8 protein-coding genes and 1 tRNA gene are annotated in these 11,483 nt (G+C 59.5%); all 9 read left to right on the forward strand.

Annotated features, from left to right (window positions below; translation table 11 throughout):
• Nucleotides 1-153: 153 nt before the first annotated feature.
• The 9 genes from recJ (at nt 154) to rplT (ending at nt 11,093) form a co-directional block, all read left to right on the forward strand.
• Nucleotides 154-3,441, forward strand: a complete 3,288-nt coding sequence (gene recJ, locus AB5750_RS06425) for a single-stranded-DNA-specific exonuclease RecJ (RefSeq protein ID WP_368145829.1) — start codon at nt 154-156, stop codon at nt 3,439-3,441.
• 15 nt (nt 3,442-3,456) lie between these two features.
• On the forward strand, nt 3,457-5,817 hold the full coding sequence (locus AB5750_RS06430) for a RelA/SpoT family protein (protein WP_368145828.1): 2,361 nt from the start codon (nt 3,457-3,459) through the stop codon (nt 5,815-5,817).
• Between the two features lie 84 nt (nt 5,818-5,901).
• The gene (locus tag AB5750_RS06435; protein WP_368145827.1) at nt 5,902-6,585 is read left to right on the forward strand and encodes an MBL fold metallo-hydrolase; all 684 of its coding nucleotides are present in this window, start codon (nt 5,902-5,904) and stop codon (nt 6,583-6,585) included.
• Nucleotides 6,586-6,779: 194 nt separating this feature from the next.
• On the forward strand, nt 6,780-7,646 hold the full coding sequence (fba, locus tag AB5750_RS06440; protein ID WP_006234429.1) for a class II fructose-1,6-bisphosphate aldolase: 867 nt from the start codon (nt 6,780-6,782) through the stop codon (nt 7,644-7,646).
• Between the two features lie 256 nt (nt 7,647-7,902).
• Nucleotides 7,903-9,336, forward strand: coding sequence for a transglutaminase-like domain-containing protein (locus AB5750_RS06445; protein WP_368145826.1), 1,434 nt, complete (start codon nt 7,903-7,905; stop codon nt 9,334-9,336).
• Between the two features lie 39 nt (nt 9,337-9,375).
• A tRNA-Leu gene (locus AB5750_RS06450) sits at nt 9,376-9,462 on the forward strand.
• A 431-nt stretch (nt 9,463-9,893) separates the two neighbouring features.
• A complete protein-coding gene (infC, locus tag AB5750_RS06455) occupies nt 9,894-10,463 on the forward strand; it encodes a translation initiation factor IF-3 (RefSeq protein ID WP_006234423.1) in 570 nt (189 codons plus the stop codon).
• Nucleotides 10,464-10,495: 32 nt separating this feature from the next.
• Nucleotides 10,496-10,687, forward strand: a complete 192-nt coding sequence (gene rpmI / locus AB5750_RS06460; RefSeq protein ID WP_006234422.1) for a 50S ribosomal protein L35 — start codon at nt 10,496-10,498, stop codon at nt 10,685-10,687.
• Between the two features lie 46 nt (nt 10,688-10,733).
• Nucleotides 10,734-11,093 carry a 50S ribosomal protein L20 gene (gene rplT, locus AB5750_RS06465; protein ID WP_006234421.1) on the forward strand — a complete coding sequence of 120 codons (360 nt, stop codon included), beginning with the start codon at nt 10,734-10,736 and terminating at the stop codon, nt 11,091-11,093.
• Nucleotides 11,094-11,483: the final 390 nt, after the last annotated feature.

Raw genomic sequence — 11,483 nt, forward strand, 5'->3', positions numbered from 1 at the left:
ACCGCGGCGTGCTGGACGTTGTACGTCCGTGCCGCACGGTATAATTAATCCGTTCAACAGATCTGCCTGCCGAAGCGGGCATACACAGAGGACTCATCGCTATGAACCGTGAGAGGTATCGCGGCGACCTGCCCCTATCGGGGGTGGGCGCCTATGTCATCGCTTAAGACGACGCATCGCTGGGCGGTCGCTCGGCAAAACCCCGAGCTCGAAAAGGAGCTTTCGGCTGGCCTGGGCATACCCGGGCTGGTGGCGCGCATTATGGTTGCGCACGGCATTGCATCCATCGAGGAAGGCCAGCTGTTTTTGACGCCTTCGCTCGATCGCGACTGGGCCGACCCACTCATTATTCCGGGCATGGCGGTCGTTGCCGACCGCGTCGAGCGCGCTATTCGCAACCACGAGCACATCGCGGTCTTTGGCGATTTTGACGTTGACGGTATTACGTCGACTTGTCTGTTGACCGAGGCGCTACGTTCGTTTGGCGCCAACGTCACGCCGTTTATTCCGCATCGCTTTGACGAGGGCTACGGCCTGTCGCGTGCGGCGCTCGACCGCGTCAACGAGCTCGCCCAACCCAACCTGATCGTGACCGTCGATAACGGCATTGCCGCCAAGGAGGAGGTCTCCTATCTGGAGAGCCTGGGGATCGATTTGGTGGTCACGGACCATCACGAGCCGTCCGACCAGGTGCCGCAGGGCGTGCCCCTGACCGACCCCAAGCTCGAGGACGAGGGTCCCTCGCGCGAGCTTGCCGGTGCCGGCGTGGCGCTCAAGCTGGTGCAGGTCCTGGGCGAGCGTTTGGGCAAGCCGTCGTATTGGCGTTCGTTGATCGAGGTCGCGGCGCTGGGCACCGTGTCCGACATGATGCCGCTCACGCCCGAGAATCGCGCACTGGTCGCCGAGGGCATCCAGCAGATGCGCGTGACGGCCCGTCCCGGCTATATCGCGCTTGCCGCACTTGCCAAGGCCGACCTTTCTACCATTACGGCCGACGGCCTGTCGTTTTCGCTCATCCCTCGTCTGAATGCTGCCGGCCGCATGGCTGATCCCAAGCTGGCGCTCGACCTGCTGCTTGCCCGCGATCCTATCGAGGCAAGTGCACTGGCAGCCGAGCTCGAGGAAATCAACCGTCAGCGCCGCGAGATCGAGGCGGAGCTCACACGCGACGCCATGGCAAAGGTCGAGGAGACCTATGACGGCGGACGCGCGATCGTCGTGGGCGGCGAAGGCTGGCACGAGGGCGTCAAGGGCATCGTGGCAAGCCGTCTGACCAACCGCTACCACGTGCCGGCGCTGCTGTTCTCGATCGAGGACGGTATCGCGCGCGGCTCTGGTCGCTCGGTGGGCAAAGTTAACCTGTTTGACGCCGTCGAGCGCTGTTCCGACCTGCTGATTCGTCGCGGCGGACATGCCGGTGCGGTGGGAGTGACCATCGAGGCATCCAAGCTCGATGAATTCCGTCGTCGCCTTTCCGCCGTGCTATCGGAGATTCCCGCCGAGGACTTTGAAGACATCGACGAGGTTGCCGCCACGGTCGACCTTTCCGAGCTGAATATCGAGACTATAGAGCAGATTTCCCGTCTTGAGCCGTTTGGCCAGGGCAACAAGGTGCCGCTGCTGGCCGTCGAGGGCGTGACGATGTGCGATCGCGCCGTGGTGGGCAAAACCGGCGAGCACATGCGCTTTGTGGCGACCGATGGCGCCGCGAGTGTGCCGGCCATTATGTTCCGCGTGCCGCAAATCGATAAGCTCATCAACTGCGATAGCGCTGTCGACTTGGTGTTCGAGGCCGTTGCCGAGCATTGGCAGGGGCGTGTGAAGCCCAAGCTCATGATCAAGGATGTTCTGGTCCGCGATACCATGCTGCCCAGCGTCGACGATCCGGCATGCGAGCTTCGTCGTGGCGTGCAGCCGGCGGATTCCGGCCTGCGCCTGGAGTCGCGCAAGCGCGAGACGCTCGCCCAGCTTTCCTATACCGAGCTCACGCGCTCGCTTATCCATAGCTTTATAGGCTCGAACCAGCCGCACCGCGCGCAGGTCGAGGCGCTCGATGCCCTGGCCGATCACCAAAGTGTTCTGGCCGTTATGGGAACGGGACGCGGCAAGTCGCTCATCTTCCATGTGCATGCCGCGCGCGAGGCGGTTCTTCGCGGGCGTGCGAGCATCTTTGTCTATCCGCTGCGCGCGCTCGTTGCCGACCAGGCCTATCACCTCTCGTCGACGATGGCCGCGCTCGGCATTGGCGTCGGCGTGTTGACCGGCGAGACCGTGGAGGCGGCGCGCGATGACGTGTTCGCCGGCCTGGCTTCGGGCCGCACCGGTATCGTGCTCACGACGCCCGAGTTCCTGTCTATCCACCGTGACCGCTTCGCGCGTTCGGGCCGCATCGGCTTTGTCGTTATCGATGAGGCGCACCACGCCGGCCTTGCCAAGGGCGGCGACCGCAGCGCCTATCTCGACATGCCCGATATCCTCAAGGCCCTGGGCGACCCGGTCGTTCTGGCCGCGACTGCCACCGCGACGGCTCCGGTCGTGGCCGAGCTTGCCCGCATGTTGCCGATCACTCGCACGGTGGTCGACGAGACGGTGCGCGAGAACCTGCAGCTCGAGGACGACCGCGACCTTGCGAGCCGCGAGAACCGTTTAGTGTCGATCGTGGCGACGGGGGAGAAGACCGTCATTTACGTCAATTCGCGTGATCAGTCCGTGGCGCTTGCCAAGACACTACGCAAACGCGTTCCCGACTGTGCGACCCGTATCGCGTTCTATAACGCTGGCCTTACGCGCACCGACCGCCATCGCGTAGAAGAAGCGTTTCGAGACGGCAGCCTCAGCTGCATCGTTTCGACCTCCGCCTTTGGCGAGGGTGTCAACCTGCCCGATATCCGCCATGTCGTGCTCTACCACATGCCGTTTGGCGCCATCGAGTTCAACCAGATGAGCGGACGTGCCGGCCGCGACGGCCAGCCCGCCGTAATCCATCTGCTCTATTCGTCGCGCGACGCCCGCATTAACGAGCGCCTGCTCGACTGCTATGCGCCCGAGCGCGACGAGCTCGTCACGCTCTATCGCGCGCTGCAGACCATGTGGCGCTCCAACCGCGGCAAAACCGGGGACGATTCCTTTAGCGCGAGCGATATCGACATCGCGCAGATGTGCCTTGCCATCGATGCTCGCACGCCGGTCGACGAGCGCTCGGTGGAAAGCGGCCTGGGAATCTTCGAAGAGCTTGGTTTTTGTCGCGTTTCGGGGTTTGACGACACTCGTCGTATCGCGATGGCCGAAAACCCCGGCCGCGTGCAATTGAGCAGGTCAATTCGCTATTTGGAGGGCTTGCGCTCGCGCATGGAGTTTTCGGCTTTCCGGAGCTGGGCGCTCGATTCGTGCGCTTCTGATATGCTAGCCAAAGTTAACCGCCCGATCGTACCGCGGGCCTAGGGGAAGGGGACCTCGATGGATGCCGCAGCCCGTACCGCCCATGATTCCACCCTCCAGCCGTTCTCGGAGATGGAGCACTATAAGCATGCCGATGAGCTGCCGCCCGAGATTATGGCGGACAGCTACGACAAGCTGGAGCGCCTGTGCCTCAAATATATGAATGAGGACGACTTCTCTAAGGTGGAGCAGGCCTACTGCTTTGCCGCCGAGAAGCACTGCAACCAAAAGCGGCGCTCGGGCGAGATGTACATCAACCATCCCGTCGAGGTGGCCATCATTTTGGCCGACCTCAAGATGGACTGCGATGTGGTGTGCGCCGCGCTGCTGCACGATACCGTCGAGGATACCGAGACCTCGCTTGCCGATGTTTCCGGCCTGTTTGGCGATACGGTGGCCGAGCTCGTCGATGGCGTGACCAAGCTCACCAACATCGAAGTCGATAGCATGGACGAGAAGCAGGCGCTTACGCTGCGCAAGATGTTCCTTGCCATGTCCAAGGACATTCGCGTTATCATCGTCAAACTTGCCGACCGCCTGCATAACATGCGTACGCTGGCGGCCCTTCGCGAGGACCGTCGTCTGTTTAAAGCCCGCGAGACCATGGACGTGTATGCGCCCCTGGCCGACCGTCTGGGCATGAGCTCTATTAAGTGGGAGCTCGAGGACCTGTCCTTCTTCTACCTGGAGCCCGATGCCTACCAGCGCATCGCGCGCATGGTGGCTGAGTCGCGCGAGGTTCGCGAGCGCTACCTGGCCGAGACCATCAAGACGCTCGCCGACGAGCTCAACCGCATTGGCCTGGAAGACTTCCAGATCAACGGCCGTTCCAAGCACTATTGGTCCATCTACCAAAAGATGAAGCGTAAGGGCAAGGAGTTCTCCGAGATCTACGACCTGGTGGCGCTGCGCGTCATCACGCATTCGGTGCGCGATTGCTACTCCACGCTCGGCGCGGTGCATACGCTGTGGCACCCCATGCCCGGTCGCTTTAAAGACTATATCGCCATGCCCAAGGTCAATAACTACCAGTCGCTTCATACGACGGTTATCGGTCCCACGGCCCGCCCGCTCGAGATTCAGATTCGAACCTATGAGATGCATGAGCAGGCCGAGTACGGCATTGCCGCCCACTGGCTATATAAGAAGTCGGGCGGATCGTCTGCGTCTAAGACCAATGATGCCCAGCGGCTGGACGACCAGATTAACTGGCTCAAACATTCGCTCGATTGGGCTGCGTCTGATGAGATCACCGACGCCAAGGAATACCTGCATTCGCTGAAGGTCGACCTCTTCGATCAAGAGATCTTCGTCTTTACGCCCAAGGGTGAGGTCATGGCGCTTCGTGCCGGTTCCACGCCGCTCGACTTTGCCTACGCCGTTCACACCGAGGTGGGCAACCACTGCGTCGGCGCTAAGATCAACGGTGCGGTGGCCCCGCTCACGCACGAGATCAAGACGGGCGACCGCGTTGAAATCCTGACCAACAAGAGTTCCAAGCCGTCTCGTGATTGGCTCAAGATCGTTAAGACACCTTCCGCCAAGTCAAAGATCCGCCGCTATTTTGCCGCCGCGACCAAGGACGACGACGCTGCTGCCGGCCGCGATATACTGGCCAAGGACTTGCGCAAGCGCGGGTATGGCATCTCTACGCCGCGATCCACGCGTGCGCTCAACGCCGTGGCGGAGCAGCTGAACTTCAAGCAGCTCGAGGACCTGTTTGCCGCCGTGGGCGCCGGCAAGGTTGCCCCGCGCGCTGTGGGTAACAAGGTCGAGCAAATCTTGGACCCCAAGCCCGAGGAACAGCTCACCAAGGCCGAGGCTATCGCCGAGGTCGTGAAACAGCCGGCCCGAGGCTCCAACCGAAAGCCGCAAAAGCGCGGCAAGAGCGCCAGTAACGGCATTATCGTCAAGGGCGAGAGCAACAGCGGCCTGCTGGTCCGTCTGGCACATTGCTGCAATCCGGTGACGGGCGACGATATCGTCGGCTTCATCACGCGCGGTCGTGGCGTTTCGGTGCATCGCGCCAACTGCCCCAACGTCAAGGGTCTTATGGAGCATCCCGAGCGCATGATCGAAGTGGAGTGGGACGGCGCTGCCGACACCCTCTTCCAGGTCGAGATCGTGGTCGAGTGCCTGGACCGCATGGGCCTGCTCAAGGATGTCACTATTGCCATTGGCGATGCGGGCGGCAATATCCTTTCTGCCGCCACGTCGACCAACCGCGAGGGTATTGCAACCCTGCGCTTTATGGTCGAGATCTCGGACGCGAGTGGTCTGGATCCGCTGCTGGCCTCTATCAGCAGCGTTGACTCGGTCTACGACGCACGCCGCCTGATGCCCGGCGAGGGTGGAGCCCAGCTTAAGCGCCGCGTTTAGTCGCGACGAACGCGCCACATTATCAATATTCGCTACACTCGAGGCATCGTTTGATGCCTCGAGTTCTATAGAGAGGAGAGGGACATGAGTGCTATGTCCTTGGATGTAACTCCCAAGGGGTCGGTCGAGATCGAGACGCTCGTAAACGGTCCCATTCAGACCAATAGCTATGCTCTTATTTCGGGCAATGAGTGCGTGATTATCGACCCTGCGTGGGAAGGCGAGCGCCTGGTGGAGCATATTCGAGCCGAACATCCCGGCGTACGCGTGCTTGGCGCCGTATGCACTCATGGCCATGCCGATCATGTTGGTGGTGTTGCCGGCGTGCGAACCACCGTTGGCGAGGGCTGCCAGTATGAGCTGTGTGCTAAGGATGCGGCGGTGCCGCATACGAACATCAAGGAACAGCGAGCTATGTGGGGCATTGAGACGCCCGACCCCGGGGAGCCGACGTGCCTGCTCGCCGAGGGCGATGCTATCGAGGTGGGCGATATCTGCCTGCAGGTGATCGAGACACCAGGGCATACGCCGGGCGGGATCGTCTTGTTCGCCGCCACCGAGCAGGGAAGCATCGCCTTTGTTGGCGACACCCTGTTCCCGGGCAGCCACGGCCGCACCGATCTTGCCGGTGGCGACGAGGCGGCGATTCTGCGCTCGCTCTCCAAGCTCGCCCGGCTTCTCCCGCCCGATACCGTTTGCCTAACCGGCCATGGCGATTCGACCACCATGGCACGCGAGCTCATGCAGAACCCTTTCATGCAGGTGTAGCTTTATAGTCAGCTTCTAAAGCACGAGAAGCGTCCAAACGTCAAGCTATTTTTCCCCAACGGGTCAATTTCGTAGGGCAAACGGTCAAAAAAGTCTGTTTGGACGATATTCGTGAACAAACGAACGTTTATGCTCGGGTGCGCCGTGGTAAAATCACAGGCGTTATCGGAGCAACCTTACAGGAGGTTTCTTTTATGCTCGTCAACGCAGCAGACATGCTCAAGAAGGCCGAGGCCGGCAAGTACGCTCTCGGTGCCTTCAACACCAACAACCTCGAGTGGACCCTGGCTATTCTCCAGGCCGCCGAGGAGGCCAAGTCTCCGCTGATCCTTCAGTGCACCGCTGGTGCCGCTAAGTGGATGGGCGGTTTCAAGGTCTGCGCCGACATGGTCAAGGCTGCCGTCGAGGCCACGGGTGTTACCGTTCCCGTCGCCCTTCACCTCGATCACGGTTCTTACGAGGACTGCTTCAAGTGCATCGAGGCCGGCTTCACGTCCATCATGTATGACGGCTCTCACGAGGAGACCTTCCAGCTTAACCTCGACCGCACCAAGGAGCTCGTTGAGCTTGCCCACTCCAAGGGCATGTCCATTGAGGCCGAGGTCGGCGGCATCGGCGGCACCGAGGACGGCGTGACCTCCAACGGCGAGCTCGCTGACCCCGCTGAGTGCAAGCAGATTGCTGACCTGGGCGTCGACTTCCTCGCCTGCGGCATCGGCAACATCCACGGCGTGTATCCCGCCGACTGGGCTGGCCTTTCCTTCGAGCGTCTGGGCGAGATCAAGGCTCAGACCGGCGACCTGCCCCTCGTTCTGCACGGTGGCACCGGCATCCCCGAGGATCAGATCAAGAAGGCCATCTCCCTGGGCATCTCCAAGATCAATGTCAACACCGACCTGCAGCTCGTCTTCGCCAAGGGCGTCCGCGAGTACATCGAGGCTGGCAAGGATCAGCAGGGCAAGGGCTTCGACCCCCGCAAGCTCCTCAAGCCTGGTCGCGACAACATCGTTGCCCGCACCAAGGAGCTCATGGAGGAGTTTGGCTCCGTCAACAAGGCGTAAGTAGCGGTTTAACTTTCCCGTCGGAGGCCCCGTTCACCCTACGCTTTTCCCTTGCGCTCACCTGGCTTTGCCAGAAGTCGCGCAATGGGAAAAGCTCCGGGTGAACGGGGCCTCCTTCGTTAACTCGCTACAGGGTTACTGGGCTGATTTCATATAATTTAGACTACCGTTTATCGGTGTTAGGGGCTCCTTGGTTGGGGCTTTGTTTTTATGCCGGTACAATGGACTCAACTTGTCGTTTGACGTGGGAGTGGTTATGGCTGTTGTTGATGTTTTACCTGCTGATGGGAAGGTTATTGACGAGGGTCCTGTTGGTTGCTCTGTTGATGTTTGCTGTGATGACTTTCGTCATCTCGATATTGGACTGCCGCCCGAGATTCTTCGACTCAAGGATGCTGGATATTTGACGCAGGCTGTTGCTGCTTGCGATCGCCTTTTGGAGCAGAACCCTGAGCCTTCGCTGGCGGCTTGTGTCCGTGCCGAGCGGTATCGCATGCTCGAGACGCCGCTTCATTTTTCGGTGTCGCGCGATCGGGCCATTGCGATGATTCGCGAGGAGTGGCCAGAGTTTACCGAAGAGCAGTTTGACGACCTGATTAATCGCAAGCGTATTGACTGGCGCTTTATCGATGGCGAGCTGTTTGTTCTTGATAACTTCCTTGATTCGCTTCGCGTATATCCCAAAGAGGTCCCCGGCATGCGTCCCGATTCTACGGACGGAATAGCACTGCGCGACGAGATGCTCAAGGAGATGGAGTCACAAAACGGATTGGCTCGCGTCATTACGCTTAAAGCGTCCGTGTCTGTCCCCGGCGCTCTGGAGGGAGAGACCGTTTGCGCTTGGCTTCCCGTCGCGGCTGCCTGCCGTCAGCAGTCTCGGGTCGAGATTCTCGACATGACGCCGGAGGGTGCTGTTGCTCCCGCGAACGCTTCGGCGCGTACCGCCTCGTGGTCTTCTTCGAGTGAGCGCTCATTCTCGGTGACTTATCGTTATCACATCGATGCTGCTTATTGTGATGTCTACGGTGGCACACTTCCGGTTCATCCGCGTATGGACGCGCCTCTGCCCGAGGATATTTCCGAGGACCGTCCGCACATTGCATTCACGCCGTATCTGCAGCAGCTGACGGCCGGTGTTGTTGACGGACTCGAGGATCCGCTCGATCGCGCTCGTGCTATCTATGATTATCTGACGCAGCATATCGACTATCGCTATCAGCCGCCGTACTTGCTTTTGGGATCTATTGCCGATGACTGCGCGCATTCGCTCCGCGGCGATTGCGGCGTTATGGCGCTCACGTTTATCACCATGTGCCGTATCGCGGGCGTGCCTGCCCGTTGGCAGAGCGGCCTGTACGTTGCGCCCGATTCGGTGGGGTCGCACGACTGGGCAGAGTTCTATACGCCGCAGACCGGTTGGCTCAACGCCGACGTGTCATTTGGATCTTCTGCTCACAGGATGGGGGAGGAGTGGCGCCGCCGTCACTACTTTGGCAATCTCGACCCATGGCGTATGGTGGCCAACAATCGATTCCAGGCAGAGTTTGAGCCCTCTTTCGACGGCATGCGCGAGGACCCTTACGATAACCAGATGGGTGAGGCTTCGGTCGACGGTCGCGGATGCCGTCAGCGCGAGATGCTACGCACGGTCGAACTCATCGAAATGCTCGAAGTTCCATTTTCGGACTAATCAACAGAAAGCTGTGATAAACTAACTCACGCATTGCGTGCCCGAGTGGCGGAATTGGCAGACGCAGTGGACTCAAAATCCACCGTTGGCAACAACGTGCGAGTTCGAGTCTCGCCTCGGGCACCATACATGCAAGTGAGCGTTCAAGGGGGTTGCGGCCCCCTTTTTCGTGCCGAACTCGCGTGAGCGCGCGAAGCGTTAAGCAAACAGGCCTGTGGCCTGTCTGTAGCGGAGCGTGGCGAGGGCGCCACGCGCCCGAAGCCCGGGGCTTCGCGAAGCGAAGGCCCTTCGAGTCTCGCCTCGGGCACCATACATGCAAGCGAGCGTTCAAGGGGGTCAAGGCCCCTTTTTCGTGTACGTAATGTGATAACGCGCTGTACGTGTTATTATTGGCAAGGCGTTGTTCCCGCAATGCCCTAAAGAGGAACCCGAGGGTTCCCACCTTTTGGCGCCAATGAGCAGCTGACTGGTCATACAAATTAGATTCTCTTCCTCAAATCGAGGATGTCTATGTGTACGACCTGGTTGCTGAGAAGCGCCGGGTTATTTTTTTATGAATGGAGGTAGGGAAAATAGCTAAGTCTGATGACACCCGCATCAACGACGAGATTACTGCATCTTCGTGCCGTTTGATTGGCGTCGATGGCTCTCAGCTCGGCCTGTTCGCCATCCGCGATGCCCAGCGCGTCGCCGACGATCAGGGTCTCGACCTGGTCGAGATCGCTCCCAACGCGGAGCCGCCGGTCTGCAAGGTCATGGACTACGGTAAGTTCAAGTACCAGCAGGCCATGAAGGCCAAGGCTGCTCGTAAGAACCAGTCCAAGGTCGAGGTCAAGGAAATGAAGTTCCGACCCAAGATCGACGTTGGCGACTACGAGACCAAGAAGGGCCACGTTCTGCGTTTCCTCAAGAAGGGCGCACGCGTTAAGATCACCATCATGTTCCGCGGCCGTGAGATGGCTCACCCGGAGCAGGGCCTTAACGTTCTCGAGCGTCTCGCCGAGGATCTCAAGCCTTACGCTACGGTCGAGTCCAAGCCTAAAATGGAAGGCCGTAACATGCTTATGCTGCTCGCCCCGATTAAGGGCGCCTTCGATGAGGATAAAGCGGCAAGCGATACCAAGTAACTAGTGTTCTGTAACCGATTAAGGAGTATTTCATGCCTAAGATGAAGTCCCACAGCGGCACCAAGAAGCGTTTCCGCAAGACTGGTACCGGCAAGCTTATGCGCGCCAAGGCTTTCAAGAGCCACATCCTGAGCAAGAAGTCCACCAAGCGTAAGCGTGGCTTCCGTCAGGAGACCGAGATCGCCGCTGCCGACCGCAAGGTCATCAAGTCGCGTCTCGCCTAAGTTCGCGTTCCCGTTTTTCGTTTTACCGTCTAGGAGTTGATAGAACATGGCACGTATTAAGCGCGCTGTTGCCGCCAAGAAGAAGCGCCGTACCGTTATGCACCGTGCGAAGGGTTACTACGGTGCCGCTTCGCGTACTTACAAGCATGCTAAAGAGCAGGTCCAGCACTCCCTGCAGTATCAGTATCGTGATCGCCGCAACAAGAAGCGCGAGATCCGTTCTCTCTGGATCACTCGTATCAACGCTGCTGCTCGTCTGAACGACATCTCTTACTCTCAGTTCATGCACGGCCTGAAGGTTGCCGGCATCGAGCTCGACCGCAAGGTCCTGGCTCAGATGGCTTACGAGGACATCGAGTCCTTCAACGAGCTGGCTACCATCGCCAAGAAGGCTCTCGAGGCCTAATAGGTTCTCTTGAATCGCTAGGGGAGTGTCGCGTTGTGCGCGGCGCTCCCTCTTTTTTTATCGAAAGCGCTGGTCTACATTGCTAAAAGCGCGGGTAGATAAACACTTACAGGTGACCGATCTCTATATATTCCTGAACCAAAGGGTCATCATCTGATACGTGCGGAAGATCCACACCAGTCTTTCTATTACCTATAGAAAGCAATGTGTTGTGTAGGACTTGTGAAGAGTGGAATTGACGTCCCACAGGGCTTCGCGGTCTGGCAATATATCTCCTTGCCGCGCGGCCCGGTCGGACCGGATGAGCCGCAAAGCGTGCACCTTGAGAACCGGATACTGCGAGGATGGACACTTACTTCAGTGTCGCATCCGGGCAGACATCGAACCATT

The organism is Collinsella aerofaciens (genome assembly GCF_040926185.1).
In the GTDB taxonomy this organism is placed as follows: Bacteria; Actinomycetota; Coriobacteriia; order Coriobacteriales; family Coriobacteriaceae; genus Collinsella; species Collinsella aerofaciens_BC.